Origin of the sequence: Actinoplanes sp. NPDC023801 (assembly GCF_040639655.1) — a bacterium.
Taxonomy (GTDB): Bacteria; Actinomycetota; Actinomycetes; order Mycobacteriales; family Micromonosporaceae; genus Actinoplanes.
In genome coordinates this window covers 33,432-50,720 of sequence record NZ_JBFAAI010000027.1, presented here as the reverse complement: position 1 = coordinate 50,720, position 17,289 = coordinate 33,432, and the positions used below count along the sequence as shown (strand labels likewise).

The window sequence follows — 17,289 nt, the reverse complement described above, 5'->3', positions numbered from 1 at the left end:
GACTCCGGCTTCGTGACCACTACCCCCGCGCCTGTCGATCTGGCCTTCTCGCTGCTGCGCGAAGGCCGGTTCGGCGACGCCGAGAATCTGATGGCGCGCGAGGTGCAGGCGGTCGCCGACAAGCACGGGCCCGGTAGCCCGGAATGGGCCTCGGCCCAGTGCGACCTCGGCAACATCCTGCTCAACACCGACCAGCTGGCCCGTGCGATCGAGTGTTTCCGGCAGGCGGCCGCGGTGCCGCCCCGCGATCACGAGTCACACAAGGACCAGCTGACCTACCGTCTCAACGTCGGCATGGCGCTGCGGGCGGCCGGCCGGCTGGAGGAGTCCGAGCAGCAGCTGCGCCAGGGTGTTCAGGAACGGCTTGCCTTCTACGGCCGTGAGCACGCCGGATACGCCTTCGGGCTGGAGCCGCTGGCGTCGCTGCTGCTGGAACGCGGTGATGTGGCGGGCGCCCGGCAGGTCGTCGAGGAGGCGGTCGCCAACTTCTGGAACAACGGTCACGAGCGGGTGGCCTCGGCACTGGCTCTGCGGGCCGCCGTGGTGCAGGCCGGTGGCACCGGTGAGCCGCTGTTCCCCGGCCTGGAGCAGCTGCCCGACCACGTGGTGGAACAGATCGGCCGGGTCATCGCGCAGGTTCCGGTCGAGGACGGCGCGGCTCGCAAGGCGCTGTTCACCGAGCTGGTGAGGGCGCTGGAGCAGCGCCTCGGGCCGGACCACCAGGGCACGATCAACGCGCTGTCGGCGCTGGCGAACCTGGGCCGCGACATCGGCGACCCGGCCGGCCGGGTCGCGGCGATCGAGCGGGTGCTGGCCTCGTACGACCGGCAGGGCCGCACCGAGGAGGCGCTGATGGCGGCGCTGGGCCTGGCGATGGCGCAGGACGACGCCGGCGACACCGAGGGCTCGCTGCGTACCTACGAGTCGGCGTTCGAGCGGTCGCGGCGCATCGGCCGGCCCGAGGTGATCAGCCAGGTGCTGCGCAACTGGGGCCTGGCGCTGAAGGAGGCCGGGCAGACCGGCCCGGCCGAACAGCGGCTGACCGAGGCGCTGGAGCAGGCCCGCCGCGGCGCCGACCACGACACGGTCGGCCGGGCCGGGGTGGCTCTCGGCCTGTTCCTGCAGCATGAGGGCCGTCTCGACGAGGCACGCACGATCCTCGAGGAGGGTCTGGCCGGCATGGATCCGGTGCACCCGGACGCGCTGGTCGGCCGCAGTCATCTGGGGGCGGTGCTCGACGGGCGGACCTGCGGCTGCGGTGACATGCCGTCCACGATCGCCGCGGCGTTCCGCGATTTCGTGCTCACCCGGCTGCCGGCCGACCTGCTCGATCACCTGGAGGTGGACATCGTCGACGGCGACTTCAAGATCGACGTGCATCTGCGGCGCGAACCCTCCGAGGCCGAGATCGGGCGGCTCAACGAGGTGTTCGCCACCGCCCAGGCCGAGTTCCGGCACCGGATCACCGACCGGCGATGAGTCACGTGGTGCGGGGGCTGACCAGCCCGGATTCGTAGGCGAAGACCACCAGCTGGGCGCGGTCCCGGGCCCGCAGCTTGGTCATCGCCCGGTTGACGTGGGTCTTCGCGGTGAGCGGGCTGATCACCATGGTGGCCGCGATCTCGTCGTTGGACAGGCCTTTCGCGACCAGGGCGACGGCCTCGCGTTCACGGTTGGTCAGCACCTCGACGCAGGCGTCGGCGCGGGGCCCGGGACGCTCGGACACGTACCGGCTGATCAGCATGCGGGTGATCGCCGGAGCGAGCAGGGCGTCCCCGCGCTCCGCGACGCGTACGGCGTGCAGCAGGTCGTCCGGGGTGATGTCCTTGACCAGGAATCCGGCCGCACCCGCGCGCAGCGCGTCGAAGACGTACTCGTCGTGCCCGTAGTTGGTGAGGATGACGACGCGTACCGCGGCGAGCTCCGGGTCGGCCGCGATCCGCCCGGTCGTCTCGATGCCGTCCATGACCGGCATCTGGATGTCGACGAGGGCCAGGTCGGGCCGGTGGCGGCGGGCGAGTTCCAGGCCGTCGCGGCCGTTGCCGGCCTCGGCGACGACCTCGATGTCGTCCTCGGCGTCCAGCAGCGCCCGGAACCCGCTGCGCAGCAGGGGCTGGTCGTCGATCAGCAGTACCCGGATCATGCGATGCGCTCCAGCGGCAGTTCGGCCTGGACGGTGAAACCGCCCTCGGTTCGCGGCTCGGCGAGCAGCCGTCCGCCGAGGGCGGTGACGCGTTCCCGCATGCCCTGCAGCCCGACGCCGGGCACCGGCTTCGCGCCCGGCCGCGCGTCACCGTCGTCGTCCACCCGGATGGCCAGCGCGTCCGGCCGGTAGTCGATGCGGACCGAGGCGGTCGACGCGGAGCCGTGGCGTGCGGTGTTGGTGAGCGACTCCTGCACGATCCGGTAGGCGGTACGCGCCACCGCGTCCGGAACGTCGTGACGCTCGCCCTCGATGGTCAGCTCGGTACGCAGCCCGATCCCCTCCGCACCGGCGAGCAGTTCCGGCAGGTGGTCGAGGCCGTGCGACGGGGCGTCACCGGCACCGCGCAGCGTCTCCAGGGTCGCTCGCAGCTCGGCCGTCGCGGCCCGGGCAGCCGTCCGGATCGCCAGCAGCGACTCCGGGACCTGCTCGCCGCGTTTGCGGGCCAGGTGCACGGCCACCTCGGCCTGCACCTTGACGATCGAGATCTGGTGGGTGAGCGAGTCGTGCAGTTCGCGGGCGATGTGCAACCGCTCCTCGGTGGCCCGTAGCCGGGCGGTTTCCTCGCGGGTGCGTTCGGCCTCGTCGGCGCGGCGCTCAGCCTGCCGCAACGCCTCACCGGCGGCACAGGCGGCGACCAGCCAGGCGATCGGGAGCACGCCGCGGGCGTCGGCGATGGCCTCCCCGGCGACCTTTCCGGCCGGGGACGCCATGATCGCGAGCGGGAGGGCGATCAGCATGGTGACGGCGGCTGCCACGGTGGGCAGGCGCCGGCCGGCCCGGAACCCCGCGTAGGCCGCGCACAGGAATGCGAGGGCGGGCACCGTGAAGCCGAGCAGGTGGTAGCCGAGCACGCAGAGTCCGGTGACGACGAGCGTCACGACCGGGGCGCGGCGTCCCGCGGCCAGGGCCAGGCCGCTCGCCGCCACGAGCGCGTACCCGAGCGGTGCGAGCCGTGCGGCCGGATGTTCGGTGGCCACGGCGGTGGTCAGCACGGCTGCGGCCACGCAGACGGCGACGATCCAGTTTCCGGCTCGCATAGGCGCACCTTAGCCGAGCCCGGCGCTGTTCAGCGCTACCACAATTGCAGTACCGCGGGCGCGGTAGCCGGTTCCGGGAAGGCTTAGAGAAACGGTCAAAATCCGAACACGACCCCTTTGATCGTACGGAAGAAATCGTCGCCGACCGCAATGGACGGCCGCCACGCCCAGCGGGACACCGGGGTCGCTTGCGTGGCCCGGACGGCGGTGCCGGTTCCGGAACCGGGGAACCCACTGGAGGAGCGGCGCGGTCACGAGAGAAGATCACGTAATGTGGTCCGCGGCGTTCACTCGTTACTTCGTCGCCCGCGCGGTGTCCGTTTTCGGCGACGCGATGCTCACCGTGGCGGCGGCGCTGGCGATCGGCGAGGTCTACGGCGCGACCGGCGTCGGCCTGGTGCTCGCCGCGTGGATGGTGCCGTTCCTCGGGTTCATCCTCTTCGGCGGGGTGCTGTCGGACCGGTTCGGGGCCCGGCCGCTGATGCTCGGCGCCGACCTGGTCCGGCTCGTCGCACAGGCCGTCGTGGCGGTCGCGTTCTTCACCGGCACCCCGTCGATGACCCTGCTGATCGCCTGCTCGGCGGTGAGCGGCGCGGCGGCCGCGATGTTCCAGCCCGGTGTCAACGGGCTGGTCCCGCTGGTCAGCGACGACCCGCAGAAGGCCAACGCCACCATCCGGACCGCGGTCGCGCTCGCCGAGATGCTCGGCCCCGCCACGGCCGGTCTGATATTCGCGTTCTTCGGCGCCGGCCCGGTGTACGCGGTGGACGCCGCGACGTTCGCGATCAGTGCGTTCTGTCTGGCCGGGCTGCGACTGGGCCGGATGCCGCGGACCGGGTCAAAGTCGACCATGGTCCGCGACCTGATCGCCGGCTGGCACGAGTTCCGCGCCCAGCAGTGGATCTGGAGCGTGATCCTGGTCTGGGTGTTCTACGGGATCTTCCTGTTCGGCCCGCTGATCCCGCTCGGGGCGGTACTCGTCAGTGGTGATCTGGGCGCGTCGGCGTACGGCTGGATGCAGACCGCCCTCGGCGCGGGAACGCTGTGCGGCGGGGTGGCCGCGCTGCGGCTGCGCCCGCACCGGCCGCTGGCCGCCGGCGCAGTGGCGATGTTCGGGTTCGTCCTGCTTCCGCTGGCCATCGCGATGCACGCCGAACTGCCCGTGCTGCTGGCCGCCGCCTGGGTGAACGGCCTGGTCTGGGCGTTCTGGTCGATCATGTGGCAGACCAGCGTGCAGACCCGGGTGCCGCCGGAGATGCTCAACCGGATGACGTCGTACGAGGTGCTCGGCTCGGACGGGAGCCTGCCGATCGGTCAGGCGCTGGCCGGTCCGGTGGCCGGCGTGGTCGGCGCGGAGCGGGTGCTCGGCACGTCGGTGGTGGTCGGCGTGCTCGGCTGCGCGGTGCTGCTGATCGTCCCGGCGGTGCGCAACCTGCGCCGGGTCGAGGAGCCCGCCACCGCGATCGATTGAGGCTGTCCCATATCGACTGTCGCCTATAGAGTCCCTGAACATAGATCTGAATAGATCAATGGGGGCTGGAATTGAACGTCTTCAGTCAAGGTAACCTCCGCCGATCGGTGACCGTCCTCGCGGCCGGTGCCACCGTCATCGCACTCGCGGCCCCGGGCGTCGCCACCGCGGCGCCCGCCGATCCCGTCACCAAGGCGTACGAGCAGATCGCCGCACTCCAGGGACTCAAGAAGTCGCTCACCCCGACCGAACGCAAACTCGACAGCCGGCTCGCCATCGAGCTGCGCAAACGCACCGACAAGGCGACCACGAACGCGTTGCCCGCGGTCAGCACCGGCGTCGAGGTCAGCAGATCCGGCACCACCGAGGTCGAGATCCGCGCCGAGAAGGTCGGCGACGACCTGCTCGACCGCCTGCGCAAAGCCGGCGCCGGGATCAGGTTCCCGTCGCCGTCCACCGGAACCGTCGTGGTCGAGGCGCCGCTCACCGCCCTGCCCGGAATCGCCGGGTGGAAGGACGTGACCTCGGTCGGCCTCAAGCACGGCGCGATCACCGCCCGCCAGACCGACCCGGCCGCCAAGCCGGTCACCGAGTCCAAGGCCGAGAAGACCAGCCGGCTCGAGACGGCCCTGCGCACCGCCAGGGCCACCGCGCCGAAGGCGGGCCCGTCCCGGAGCGCCGTCACCGTCGACCAGGGTTCGGTCGTCTCCGAGGGCGACCGCACCCACGCCGCCGACACCGCCCGTACCCGCTACAAGGTGACCGGCACCGGTGTGAAGATCTGCGCCCTGTCCGACGGCGTGGATTCGCTCGCCGACTCGCAGGCCAGCGGCGACCTGCCCGCCGACGTCGAGATCCTGCCCGGTCAGGAGGGCGACGGCGACGAGGGCACCGCGATGCTGGAGATCCTCCACGACCTGGCGCCGAACGCGAAGCTCGCCTTCGCGACCGCGTTCACCAGCGAGGCCAGTTTCGCCGAGAACATCCGGGCGCTGCGGTTCACGGCCGGCTGCGACATCATCGTCGACGACATCCTGTACTTCCACGAGAGCCCGTTCCAGGACGGTCTCATCGCCCAGGCGGTCGACGCCGTCACCGCGGACGGCGCCTACTTCTTCAGCTCGGCCGGCAACGAGGGCAACAAGATCGACGGCACCTCCGGCAACTGGGAGGGCGACTTCGTCGACTCCGGCCGGGGCATCGGCAAGATCGCCGGGGATGCCCACGACTTCGACCCCGGCGCCGGTGTGCAGGAGTTCAACCCGCTCTCGCCGGGCAGCGCCGGCCAGATCGTGACGCTGTGGTGGGCCGACGCACTGCTGTCCTCGGCCAACGACTACGACCTGTACCTGATCAACTCGCTCGGCAACGTCACCGGGTTCTCGCAGGACGTGCAGGACGGCGACGACGACCCGTGGGAGATCCTGCAGGCCGGAACCGGGTCGGGACAGAGGCTGGCCGTCGTCAAGTTCTCCGGCGCCGACCGGTACCTGCAGCTGTCGGCCCTCCGCGGCCGGTTCGTCGACTCGTCGGACGGGCTGCTCAAGGGCTTCTCCACGCCGGGTGTGACCCGTGGGCACAGCGCCGCCGTGAACGCCTTCTCGGTCGCTGCCGCCCCGGCCGCCGCGGCACTGCCGTTCGACCTCGAGGACGGTGACCCGCCGAACCCGGCCGGCCCGTACCCGAACGTCTTCACCCGGCAGACGCTGCCCGAACGGTTCACCTCCGACGGGCCGCGGCGGGTGTTCTACAACGCCGACGGCACGCCGATCACGCCGGGCAACTTCAGCTCGACCGGCGGAACCGTGCGCGCCAAGCCGGAGATCACCGCAGCCGACGGCACGGTGACCACGGTGCCCGGGTTCGAGGCGTTCTACGGCACCTCGGCCGCCGCCCCGCACGCCGCCGCGATCGCCGCGCTGGCTCTGTCGGGCAACCCGGGACTGAGCAACGACGAGATCCGGGCCGCCCTGACCGGCACCGCCCTGGACCTCACACCGGCCGGCTACGACAACCGCACCGGCAGCGGCGTGATCCGCGCCGACCTGCTGCTGCGCAACACCGGCGCCACCCCGCAGCCGCTCGTGCAGGCCGGCACACCGACGATCACCCCGGCAACCGGCGACGGGGACGCCTACCTGGAACCCGGCGAGCAGGCGACCGTCACCCTTCCGGCGGTAAACGTCGGCGACGGTACGGCCACCGGCGTCAGCCTGGTGGTCGACACCGACAGTCCGCTGGCCACGGTGATGCCGCGTTCACGCTCGTACGGCAACATCGCCGCGGGCGCGTCGAAGACCAGGGACTACACCCTGAAACTGGCCGCCGGGTACCCGCTCGGACGGCCGGTCACCCTCAAGGTCCGGGCCACTTTCGCCGGCACCCTGTCCCCCACCAACGGCAACGTGGCCGTGGCGACCGGACAGCCGTCGGCGACGGTACGCGACTTCGCCTACACCGGTGCGGCGATCCCGGTCCCGGACAACGACCCGACCGGCGTCTCGGCCACCGTGGACGTCACCGGCGTCGGGTTCGCGTCGTCGCTGACGTTCTCCATCGACGGCACGGCCTGCGACACCACGACCGGTTCGACGACCGTGGGCATCGACCACACGTTCGTCGGTGACCTGATCGGCACCCTCACCGCACCGGACGGGCGCAGCGCCACGCTGTTCTCCCGCACCGGCGGCGGCGGCAACAACCTGTGCCAGGTCGTGTTCGACGACACCGCCGCGACACCGTTCGCGTCGGCCCTGTCGACGAACGCGCCGTTCACCGGCACGTGGAGGCCGAACTCGGCCCTGTCGAGCCTGCGGCAGTCGTCGGCCGACGGCACGTGGACCCTGCACGTCGCCGACCGGGTGGGCACCGACACCGGTTCCCTCCGGGCGTTCTCACTGCACCTGACCGGTTACGAGCCGGCCTGACGAATCACCGGCCGGGGGCGTCGCGACGCGCCCGGCCGGTGCGGCCGTCACCTTTTGCGGCCGTCACGCGGGCGGGGTGCCGAGCAGCCTCAGACGTTCGGCGCTGCGCGAGTTCGCGGGTGCGGTGCCGATCACCAGGAGTCTTCCCGGATCGCCGGGCAGGGTGAGCGTCTCGGAGTGCAAGGTCAGCCGCCCGGCTACGGGATGCCGGTATTCCAGCACCGATGCCGGACGGTCCGTGACCGGGTGGGTGGCCCAGATGCGGGCGAAGTCGTCGCTCTTGACGCACAGGTCGCGGATGAGCGCTCCCAGCTCCCGGTCGCCGGGATCGAAACCGGCCGCCGCCCGCAGCCGGGCCACGGCGGTCAACGCCTCCGACTTCCAGTCCACCAGCAGTTCCTTGGTGGCCGGCTCCAGGAACATCAGCCGGGCCAGATTCACCCGCTCCCCCGGCGACAGGCCCAGCAGCGCGCGACCGATCCGGTTGACGGCCAGCAGATCCGCGTGCCGGCCGACGAGGATCACCGACTGAACGGTGTTGCTCTCGACCAGCAGCCGCAGCGAGTCACGGACGGGCTCCTCGTCATCTGCCATCCGCTGCTCAGCGGTCCGCGGCCGGGCCAGGCGCAGCATGTGCAGATGTTCGGTCTCGTCGAGTTCCAGCGCACGGGCGATGCTGTCCAGCACCGCGTCGGCGAAGTAGTCGACCTCACCCCGCTCGATCCGGGTGTAGTAGTCCGGGCTGACCCCGGCGGACCGGGCCACGTCGTCCCGGCACAGCCCGACCGTCCGGCGCGAACGCAGGAACGCGCCGAGTTCGGCATTCCGATGAGGTGCCATCCCGACAGCATCCCGTGTCCGTGGCGGCGGCGCCCTCCCCTTACCGGCGTTCGTCGGCCGGACACGCCCCGGCATCCCACGGTGAGGCGACGCCGCCGCGGCGTCCCGCGGTCAGGCTCCGCCCCAGACGGCGATCTCGCCGTGGGCCAGGCAGACGATCAGCAACCCGTCCGGGCCGGTGACCGCCCACGACTCGGCTTCCGCGTCGGCGTCCACCGACAGCCGCGAGCCGCTGGTGAAGATGATCTCGAGTTCCCCGGTCTCCCGCATCACCGCTGCGCCGACCACATCGCTGAGCAGCGTGGCCACCACATCCGACGGATCGTCACCAGGCTCCACATCGGCCTGCCCCACCGGACCGTCCAGATGCGCGACCGCCTCGATCAGCACCTGGCAGCCGCCGCTGAAACCAAGCACGACGGCGTGCCCCAGCCACACGTACTCCAGCTTGCGCCCGACCAGCAGATCGAGCGTCCTACCCTGCCGCGGACGCCTCGCGGCGCCGTTGTCGGCGACCATGACCGGCACCTTCAACACCTCGTTCGGCTCGTGTTTGCCCCCTGATGGCAGGACCGTAGCCAACACTTTCCTAACAGGGCCTTAAAGAATCGAACCACTTGGACTTCACCGGTGACGGGCGGCTCGGCACCCTGTCACATCACCGGCCGCCAGCCGGATCAACGGCACATGGCGGGCGGTCCCCTGCCGCAGACCGGCGGTCTGTAGCGCAGACGGCAGACCGGCTCGGCGGCGTCGACGGCCGGGTTCTGACAGACGGGTCACAGTCGCCGCCGCACCGGGTCACGGGCGGGCATGATCGGCGGAATGGCGGGCGTGCTCAGCGGCTTCACCACGGTCTGGGCGATCGCCGCGCTCGGCTATCTGCTGGCCCGTGCGCGGATCCTCGGTGAGCACGCACCGCAGGTGCTCGGCCGGCTGACGTTCGCGGTGGCCACGCCGGCGCTGCTGTTCGTCACGCTCAGCCGTACCAGCGTCGACCGGATCCTGACCGGGTCGTTGCTCGCGTTCGTCACCTCGACGGTGCTCGTGGCGGCGGTGTATGTGCTGGTGGCGCGGCTGGTGTGGAAGCGGAGCACGGGCGCGGCCACGATCGGTGCCCTCGGTGCGTCGTACGTCAACTCCGGCAACATGGGTCTCGCCGTCGCCGCCTACGTGCTCGGGGACGTGTCGCTTGTCGTACCCGTGCTCGTCTTTCAGGTCCTTCTCGCCGCACCCCTGGCCCTGACCGTTCTCGACCTAGCGGGCGGGCAGGGCAGGCCGTCGTTGCGCCGGCTGGCGCTGCTGCCGGCCCGTAACCCGTTGATGATCGCGTCGGCGGCCGGGTTCGCGGTGGCGGCGTCCGGCTGGGCCCCTCCGGCCCTGCTGATGGAGCCGTTCGAGCTGGTCGGGGCCGCGGCCGTGCCGACCGCGCTGCTGGCGTTCGGAATGTCGCTGCCCGGCGCCCGCCCGTTGCGGCCCGGGCCCGAGTCGCCGGACCGTTACCTGGCGGTCATCCTGAAGATCGTCGTCCAGCCGCTCCTGGCGTACCTGATCGGGCGGTTCCTGATCGGCCTGTCCGATGGTGCGCTGTTCGCCGCCGTGGTGACCTCGGCGCTGCCGACGGCTCAGAACGTGTTCGTGTTCGCGCTGCGCTACCGCGAATCCGAGACGCTGGCCCGTGACGTGGTGATGCTGTCGACGGTGGCCTCAGTCCTCGCCATGCTCACCGCGGCGATCTTCCTGGCCTGACCCGCCGGCCGTACCCCGGACAGGTGATCGCGGCGCCGAAAAGTCGCTGAGGTACGGCCGGGGTCACGGCGGCATTCGCGTGGTGCGTAAAAGTGCCGTCACGATGGTGGTGAGGCGGCCACGAAACGGCGTAACGTGTGCGGCTCGCGACGGCATTCTTAGGGAGCAGCATGCCGCTCACCCCTGCTGACGTTCACAACGTCTCGTTCACCAAGCCCGCCCTCGGCCACGGCGGCTACGGCGAGGAGGAGGTCGACGCGTTCCTTGACGAGGTGGAACGCGAACTGGGCCGGCTGATGGCCGAGAACGACGCCTTGAAGAACCACATCGGCGCCGGCGACGACCCTGACGAACTGCGGGAACTGGCCGCCCGGCTGCGGCAGCTCGAGGACGCCCGGGACCGGGCCGAGCAGCACGCCCGCGAGATGGCCGCCCAGTTGGAACGGGCCCGCCGCACCGATGCGGCACCGGGCGGCGGCGACGACCGTCACCTGCGGGTTCTGGCGATGGCCCAGCGCACCGCCGACGGGCACCTCGACGACGCCCGCCGCGAGGCCGAGCAGATCATCACCACGGCCGAGGAACAGGCCGACCGGCTCGCCGCCGAAGCCCGCGCGAGAGCCGCCGACATCGAGGGCGCGGCCCGACGGCGGCACGCCGAGGCGATGGCAGGCCTGGACGACCGGCGCGCGCGGCTGCTGGAGGAGGTCGAACAGCTCGGCGGCCTGGCCATGCACTACCGCAGCGCCCTCGGCCAGCACGTGGCCAACCAGCTGGACCGCACCGACGAGGCGCCGCGCCTGACCGACCGCTGACGCAGGCTTCCCCGCACCACCGGCGACGCGGAGTGTGATCAGCGTCCGCAAAAGTGGAACGATTCCAGAAAAGCGGGTTATGGTCGGGGCATGACGTCCGACTTCGAGGCTCGGCTCCGGGCGGTCTCGTTGCGCGTGACCAGACCCCGGCTTGCGGTCATGGGTGCGCTGGGTGATCACCCGCACGTCGACACCGATACGGTGATCACGCTGGTGCGCGAGGAACTCCCGACCGTTTCCCATCAGGCGGTCTACGATGTGCTGCGTGCTCTCACCGACGCCGGGCTGGTGCGCCGCATCCAGCCTGCCGGTGCGACCGCCCGTTACGAGATGCGGGTACGCGACAACCACCATCATGTCGTCTGCCGCTCCTGCGGTGCGATCGCCGATGTCGACTGCTCGGCCGGGAATGCCCCCTGTCTCACCGCGTCCGACGATCACGGATTCGTGATCGACGAGGCGGAGGTCGTCTATTGGGGCTTCTGCCCCGCTTGCGTGACCAAACGTTCGGAAGGAACTTGATGAGCGACGCCCAGGACTACACCAACGGCAAATGCCCGGTCGCCCACGACTCGGTGACCGCGCACGGCGGCAGCGAGAGCGAGAACCCGGGCATCCCGTCCCCTGAGCCCAAGACCGGCGGGCGTCCGCGCACCACCCGGGACTGGTGGCCCAACCAGCTGGACCTGTCGGTCCTGCACGCCCACTCGTCGAAGGGCAACCCGCTCGGGCCGGACTTCTCCTACGCCAAGGAGTTCGCCAAGCTCGACGTGGAGGCGGTCAAGCGTGACATCGTCGAGGTGCTGACCACCTCGCAGGACTGGTGGCCGGCCGACTTCGGGCACTACGGCGGCCTGATGATCCGGCTCAGCTGGCACGCCGCCGGCACGTACCGCATCCAGGACGGCCGGGGCGGCGCCGGGGACGGCGGGCAGCGGTTCGCCCCGCTCAACAGCTGGCCGGACAACGCGAACCTGGACAAGGCGCGGCGGCTGCTGTGGCCGGTGAAGGCCAAGTACGGCCAGCAGCTGTCCTGGGCCGACCTGCTGGTGCTGGCCGGCAACGTGGCCCTCGAGTCGATGGGCTTCAAGACGTTCGGGTTCGGCTTCGGCCGCGAGGACGTGTGGGAGCCGGAGGAGATCTTCTGGGGCCCGGAGGACACCTGGCTCGGCGACGAGCGCTACGTCTCGGAGCAGACGATGTCCGAGGGTGTCGGCGCCACCGAGATGGGCCTGATCTACGTCAACCCGGAGGGCCCGCGCGGCAACGCCGACCCGCTGGCCGCGGCGCACTTCATCCGGGAGACGTTCGCCCGGATGGCGATGAACGACGAGGAGACCGTGGCGCTGATCGCCGGCGGTCACACGTTCGGCAAGACCCACGGCGCGGCCGTCGCCACCGACCACGTCGGCCCGGAGCCGGAGGGCGCGCCGCTGGAGACGCAGGGCCTGGGCTGGCTGAGCACGCACGGCACCGGCAAGGGCCCGGACACGATCACCAGCGGTCTGGAGGTCACCTGGACCGACAAGCCGACCCAGTGGAGCAACCGCTTCTTCGAGATCCTTTTCGGGTACGAGTGGGAGCTCACCACCAGCCCGGGCGGCGCGAAGCAGTGGGTCGCCAAGGACGCCGAGGCGATCATCCCGGACGCCCACGACCCGGCGAAGAAGCACAAGCCGACGATGCTCACGACCGACCTGGCGCTGCGCGTCGACCCGGCGTACGAGAAGATCTCCCGTCGTTTCCTGGCCAACCCCGACGAGTTCGCCCTGGCGTTCGCGAAGGCCTGGTACAAGCTGCTGCACCGTGACATGGGCCCGGTCAGCCGGTTCCTCGGCCCGTGGGTGCCGGAGGCGCAGCTGTGGCAGGACCCGGTTCCGGCCGTCGACCACGAGCTGGTCGGCGCCGACGAGATCGGTGTGCTGAAGCGGAAGATCCTGGAGTCGGGCCTGTCGACGGCGCAGCTGGTGCAGGCCGCGTGGGCGTCGGTGTCGACGTTCCGTGCCACCGACAAGCGCGGCGGCGCGAACGGCGCCCGGATCCGTCTGGAGCCGCAGCGCAGCTGGGAGGTCAACCAGCCGGTCATCTCGGTGATCGACGCGCTGGAGAAGATCCAGCGGGACTTCAACGCCTCCGGCACCGCGAAGATCTCGCTGGCCGACCTGATCGTGCTGGCCGGTAACGTCGCCGTGGAGAAGGCCGCCGCCGACGCCGGTGTGCCGGTGACGGTGCCGTTCCACCCGGGCCGCACCGACGCCTCCCAGGAGCAGACCGACGTCGAGTCGTTCAAGGTGCTGGAGCCGCGCGCCGACGGCTTCCGCAACTACCTGCGGCCGGGCGAGAAGACCCAGCCGGAGATCCTGCTCGTCGACCGGGCGTACATGCTGAACCTGACCGCCCCGGAGATGACGGTGCTGGTCGGCGGACTGCGGGTACTGACCGGCGGTGAGCACGGTGTGCTCACCGACCGGCCCGGCGTGCTCAGCAACGACTTCTTCGCCAACCTGCTGTCCCCCGGGACGCGGTGGACGGCGTCGAAGGACTCCGAGCACGTGTACGAGATCCGCGATCTCGCCACCGACCAGGTGAAGTGGACCGCCACCGCGGTCGACCTGATCTTCGGGTCGAACTCGCAGCTGCGGGCCCTGTCCGAGGTGTACGCCAGCGCCGACGCCCGGGAGAAGTTCGTCCACGACTTCGTGGCCGCCTGGACGAAGGTCACCGAGCTGGACCGCTTCGACCTGTCCTGATCCCCATAATGTGCCGCACCGGCCGGTGACCCGTCCCACGGGTCGCCGGCCGGTGTTTCGATCGGCTCCGTGCCGACCGAGATTCTGATCGCCGAGGACAACCGGAAACACGCCGACCTGGCCGGGGCGTACCTGCGCCGCGAGGGTCACCGGGTGACCTGTGTCGCGGACGGCCCGGCCGTGCTGGAACGCTGCCGGGAGCACCGCCCCGATCTGGTGGTGCTGGACGTCATGATGCCGTCACTGGACGGGGTCACGGTGTGCCGGGTGCTGCGCGCCGACTCCGACGTGCCGATCCTGATGCTGACCGCCCGCGCCGGCGAGGACGACATCCTGCGCGGCTTGGATGCCGGCGCCGACGACTACCTGACCAAGCCGTACAGCCCCCGCGAACTCGCCGCCCGGGTGCGGGCGCTGCTGCGCCGCTCGGGGGCATTGCGCGACCGTGACCAGCCGGTCCTGAGCGTCGGTAACCTGGAGGTCGACACCGGCCGGTTCGAGGCCCGGATCGCCGGCCGGCCGATCGTGCTGACCGCCAAGGAGTTCGGCATCCTCGAGGTGCTGGCCGGGGCGCCCGGCCGGGCGTTCACCCGCGGCGAGATCCTGGAGAAGGCCTTCGGCTTCGACCGGTACGTGCTGGAACGCACCGTCGACGCGCACGTGATGAACCTGCGCCGCAAACTCGGCGACGACCCGGACCGTCCCCGCTGGGTGCAGACCGTCTACGGCCGCGGCTACCGCCTGGCGGGCATGCTCGACGGCACCGCCGCGAAGCAAGGACCGGGAGCGAATGCCGGGAAAGGCGCAGACCGCTCGTGAGTTTCAAGGTGCGGGTGTTCCTGCTGATCGCGCTGGTGGCGCTCGCCGCGATCGGTGGCACCGTGGCTCTGACCTGGTGGCAGGCCCGCGATCAGGTCACCGACGCCGCGTCGGCGTCGCGGGAGACCACCGAACTGATCCAGGGCCGGCTTCGGGAACATGCGTTGCGCAACGGCAGCTGGCGCGGCGTCGACGGGACGCTGCAGTGGCTGCGGCAGCAGACCGGGCAGCGGATCCGGCTCGTCGACCCGTTCGGTGAGGTGGTCGCCGACACCGACCACCTGGACCGCCGTGCCGCCCGGCCGCCGGGGCCGGTCGCGGTGTTCGTCGACCCGCTGCCGGAACTGGTGCTGCCGGACGGCGGTGACCGGCGGGCGGCGACCGTCGCCGCGATCGGCGCCTACCGGACCGACACGCTGCTCGCCGCCTGCCTGCTCGACTACGGCCACGACCTGCAGATCGTCACCGGCCCGGACGGCATGCCCCGGCACCGGCCGATCGCGGACGACCCGGTCGCGATGGACGAGTGCCGGCCCGCGCCGGTCGACGAGTGGCTGCCGGCCGACGATCGGGAACAGGCCGCCCGGTGCAAGCCGGCGAAGAGCGACTGTCTGCGTGAGGTGTTCCGCCGCCAGGTCACGGCGGCCGAGGTCGCCCCGCACACCCTGCTGCTGACCATCGGCGCCGGCGACGAGCCGGTACGCGTGCTCGACACCGGCCCGGTTCTGCTGATCACGTTGCTGGTCGCGGCGCTGACGACCGGTGCCGCGCTGCTGATCAGCCGGCGGGTGCTGCGCCCGATCGGCACGCTGACCGCGGCGGCCCGGCGGATGGGCGACGGCGACCGGGCCGGACGGGTGCCGGACGACGGCCGCGACGAGCTCGCCGAGCTGGCGCGGGCGTTCAACCAGATGGCCGAGTCGGTCCGCGCCGCCGAGGACGATCAGCGGCGGCTCATCGCGGATGTGGCGCACGAGTTGCGTACCCCCCTCGGTAATCTGCGCGGCTATCTGGAGGCCCTGCAGGACGGGGTGCTCGAACCGACACCCGAACTGTTCGCGTCCCTGCACGACGAGGTGATCCTCAACCAGCGCATCGTCGGTGACCTTCAGGAACTCGCGCTGGCCGAGGCCGGTGCCCTGGTCTACCACCGGGCGCCGGCCGACATGGCCGAACTGGTGGAGACCGCCCGCACCGCGCACCGGGCCGCCGCCGAGGCCGCCGGGGTACGCCTGGATGTCGACGTCCGCGGCCCCGTCATGGCCGACGCCGACACCGACCGGATCCGGCAGGTGGTCGGCAACCTGATCAGCAACGCGCTGCGGGCCACCCCGTCCGGCGGGTCGATCACGCTGCGGACCCGGGCCCGCGGCGACCGGGCCGTCGTCGAGGTCATCGACACCGGTACCGGCATCGCCGCCGAGCACCTGCCACTGGTCTTCGACCGGCTGTGGCGGGCCGACCCGGCCCGCGGCCGCGGCACCGGCGGCAGCGGGCTGGGCCTGGCCATCGTCCGGCAGATCGTCCGCGATCACGGCGGTGACGTGTCGGCGCGCAGCGACGCCGGCGCCGGCACCACCTTCGAACTGTGGCTGCCGGCCACCAGCCGTCTCAGCCTCGGCGCCAGCGGCCGTTCCACGAACCGGTGCACCGACCAGGCAGCGGTCAGCAGCACCACGACCGTGCCGGACAGCAGCAACCAGACCGGCCAGCCCGTCACGTCGTGACCGGTCCGGATCAGGCTGTACCCGATCCGCTGGTGCAGCAGGTAGAACGGGTAGGTGAGGGCGCCCGCGACCGCCAGCCACGGAACGTCCCACCGGTCGGTGCCGCCGAGCGCGATCACGGTCAGCGCCACCACCGCCACCGTCACGATCACCAGCGACGGCGCGACCGGCACAGCGAACCCCGGGTGCAGGCCGGCGGTCCGCACCACCAGCCGCGGCAGGGTCAGCGCCCACCCGCCGGCCACCAGCGCCCACAGCCACGGCGTCGGCCCGTACCGGCGCATCAGGCACAGCGCCACACCGATCGCGAAGTACGGCGCGAACTCCGGCATGATCACCACGTCGGTCCAGTCCGGCAGCAGCGGTCCGGCGGACGCGGCGACCAGCCACACGGTGGCGAACCCGGCCACCCGCCGATACGTCGCACCCCACGCCACCAGCACCGCGAACATCAGATAGAACCGCAGCTCGATCCAGAGCGTCCAGTAGACGGTGTCGACAAGCGGCACCTCCAGCGGCTCGGCAAGCATCGTCAGGTTCACCAGCACGTCACCGAGGGCCGGGATGCCACTCACCGGCACCCCGGTCGTCACCGGTAGCACGGTCACCACCGCGGCGGTGAGCAGCACCGACACCCAGAACGCCGGATAGAGCCGCGCCACCCGGGCCGCCGTGAACCCGCGCAGCGTCCGGTCCCAGGCGCTCATCCCGATCGCGAAACCGCTGATCAGGAAGAACACCTCGACACCGAGGAAGCCGTAGATGAACACGTGGCTGGCCTGCGGCAGGAAGTGTTCCGGCGGGTTCACGCCGTCGATCCGCCACGAGCACGAATAGTGGAACAGTGCCACGGCCAGCGCGCACAGCAGCCGGAGGCCGTCGAGCGCGTACAGACGTGATGTGGTGCTGGTCTTCATGGCCGCACAGCATCGGAGCGACCTGTTCGAA

At 71.3% G+C, this 17,289-nt stretch carries 13 protein-coding genes and 1 pseudogene; 9 read left to right on the top strand and 5 right to left on the bottom strand.

Features of this window, described 5'->3' with window-relative positions:
• Positions 1 to 12 precede the first annotated feature (12 nt).
• The gene (locus AB0G04_RS34290) at positions 13 to 1,479 is read left to right on the top strand and encodes a tetratricopeptide repeat protein (protein WP_360991512.1); all 1,467 of its coding nucleotides are present in this window, start codon (positions 13 to 15) and stop codon (positions 1,477 to 1,479) included.
• Position 1,480: 1 nt separating this feature from the next.
• Here AB0G04_RS34290 and AB0G04_RS34285 read toward each other — a convergent pair whose 3' ends face one another.
• Positions 1,481 to 2,143 (bottom strand): response regulator transcription factor, encoded by a 663-nt coding sequence (locus AB0G04_RS34285; protein ID WP_360991510.1) that lies wholly within the window; start codon positions 2,141 to 2,143, stop codon positions 1,481 to 1,483.
• Positions 2,140 to 3,243, bottom strand: coding sequence for a histidine kinase (locus AB0G04_RS34280; protein WP_360991508.1), 1,104 nt, complete (start codon positions 3,241 to 3,243; stop codon positions 2,140 to 2,142). Before AB0G04_RS34280 ends, AB0G04_RS34285 begins: the two co-directional genes overlap by 4 nt.
• 271 nt (positions 3,244 to 3,514) lie before the next feature.
• Here AB0G04_RS34280 and AB0G04_RS34275 point away from each other — a divergent pair, with 271 nt between their 5' ends.
• Positions 3,515 to 4,714: an MFS transporter gene (locus tag AB0G04_RS34275; protein ID WP_360991505.1), complete on the top strand. Its 1,200-nt coding sequence runs from the start codon at positions 3,515 to 3,517 to the stop codon at positions 4,712 to 4,714.
• Between the two features lie 107 nt (positions 4,715 to 4,821).
• The gene (locus AB0G04_RS34270; RefSeq protein ID WP_360991503.1) at positions 4,822 to 7,641 is read left to right on the top strand and encodes a S8 family serine peptidase; all 2,820 of its coding nucleotides are present in this window, start codon (positions 4,822 to 4,824) and stop codon (positions 7,639 to 7,641) included.
• Between the two features lie 63 nt (positions 7,642 to 7,704).
• Here AB0G04_RS34270 and AB0G04_RS34265 read toward each other — a convergent pair whose 3' ends face one another.
• On the bottom strand, positions 7,705 to 8,481 hold the full coding sequence (locus AB0G04_RS34265) for a helix-turn-helix transcriptional regulator (protein WP_360991500.1): 777 nt from the start codon (positions 8,479 to 8,481) through the stop codon (positions 7,705 to 7,707).
• Positions 8,482 to 8,592: 111 nt separating this feature from the next.
• Positions 8,593 to 9,000 carry a DUF6188 family protein gene (locus AB0G04_RS34260; protein WP_360991498.1) on the bottom strand — a complete coding sequence of 136 codons (408 nt, stop codon included), beginning with the start codon at positions 8,998 to 9,000 and terminating at the stop codon, positions 8,593 to 8,595.
• Between the two features lie 306 nt (positions 9,001 to 9,306).
• On the opposite strand from AB0G04_RS34260, the gene AB0G04_RS34255 reads away from it, so the two are divergent.
• The 6 genes and pseudogenes from AB0G04_RS34255 to AB0G04_RS34230 form a co-directional block, all read left to right on the top strand.
• On the top strand, positions 9,307 to 10,230 hold the full coding sequence (locus tag AB0G04_RS34255; protein ID WP_360991495.1) for an AEC family transporter: 924 nt from the start codon (positions 9,307 to 9,309) through the stop codon (positions 10,228 to 10,230).
• 170 nt (positions 10,231 to 10,400) lie between these two features.
• Complete coding sequence (locus AB0G04_RS34250) at positions 10,401 to 11,045, top strand: DivIVA domain-containing protein (RefSeq protein ID WP_360991493.1); 645 nt, start codon at positions 10,401 to 10,403, stop codon at positions 11,043 to 11,045.
• Between the two features lie 90 nt (positions 11,046 to 11,135).
• Positions 11,136 to 11,567 (top strand): Fur family transcriptional regulator, encoded by a 432-nt coding sequence (locus AB0G04_RS34245; protein WP_360991490.1) that lies wholly within the window; start codon positions 11,136 to 11,138, stop codon positions 11,565 to 11,567.
• Positions 11,567 to 13,795 (top strand): catalase/peroxidase HPI, encoded by a 2,229-nt coding sequence (gene katG, locus AB0G04_RS34240; protein ID WP_360991489.1) that lies wholly within the window; start codon positions 11,567 to 11,569, stop codon positions 13,793 to 13,795. Before AB0G04_RS34245 ends, katG begins: the two co-directional genes overlap by 1 nt.
• A gap of 69 nt (positions 13,796 to 13,864) precedes the next feature.
• Positions 13,865 to 14,614, top strand: coding sequence for a response regulator transcription factor (locus tag AB0G04_RS34235; RefSeq protein WP_360991486.1), 750 nt, complete (start codon positions 13,865 to 13,867; stop codon positions 14,612 to 14,614).
• 479 nt (positions 14,615 to 15,093) lie between these two features.
• Positions 15,094 to 16,158: pseudogene (locus tag AB0G04_RS34230) on the top strand (ATP-binding protein); the annotation flags it as partial.
• Here the strand turns inward: AB0G04_RS34230 and AB0G04_RS34225 are convergent.
• Positions 16,146 to 17,258, bottom strand: coding sequence for an acyltransferase (locus tag AB0G04_RS34225; RefSeq protein ID WP_360991484.1), 1,113 nt, complete (start codon positions 17,256 to 17,258; stop codon positions 16,146 to 16,148). The pseudogene AB0G04_RS34230 and the gene AB0G04_RS34225 overlap by 13 nt on opposite strands.
• Positions 17,259 to 17,289 lie beyond the last annotated feature (31 nt).

Excerpts from the sequence above, each read along its gene's own strand:
- AB0G04_RS34245 (WP_360991490.1), top strand. The coding sequence starts at position 11,136 with ATGACGTCCGACTTCGAGGCTCGGCTCCGGGCGGTCTCGTTGCGCGTG.
- AB0G04_RS34255 (WP_360991495.1), top strand. The coding sequence starts at position 9,307 with ATGGCGGGCGTGCTCAGCGGCTTCACCACGGTCTGGGCGATCGCCGCG.
- AB0G04_RS34275 (WP_360991505.1), top strand. The coding sequence starts at position 3,515 with ATGTGGTCCGCGGCGTTCACTCGTTACTTCGTCGCCCGCGCGGTGTCC.
- katG (WP_360991489.1), top strand. The coding sequence starts at position 11,567 with ATGAGCGACGCCCAGGACTACACCAACGGCAAATGCCCGGTCGCCCAC.
- AB0G04_RS34265 (WP_360991500.1), bottom strand. The coding sequence starts at position 8,481 with ATGGCACCTCATCGGAATGCCGAACTCGGCGCGTTCCTGCGTTCGCGC.
- AB0G04_RS34280 (WP_360991508.1), bottom strand. The coding sequence starts at position 3,243 with ATGCGAGCCGGAAACTGGATCGTCGCCGTCTGCGTGGCCGCAGCCGTG.
- AB0G04_RS34225 (WP_360991484.1), bottom strand. The coding sequence starts at position 17,258 with ATGAAGACCAGCACCACATCACGTCTGTACGCGCTCGACGGCCTCCGG.
- AB0G04_RS34285 (WP_360991510.1), bottom strand. The coding sequence starts at position 2,143 with ATGATCCGGGTACTGCTGATCGACGACCAGCCCCTGCTGCGCAGCGGG.
- AB0G04_RS34250 (WP_360991493.1), top strand. The coding sequence starts at position 10,401 with ATGCCGCTCACCCCTGCTGACGTTCACAACGTCTCGTTCACCAAGCCC.
- AB0G04_RS34260 (WP_360991498.1), bottom strand. The coding sequence starts at position 9,000 with ATGGTCGCCGACAACGGCGCCGCGAGGCGTCCGCGGCAGGGTAGGACG.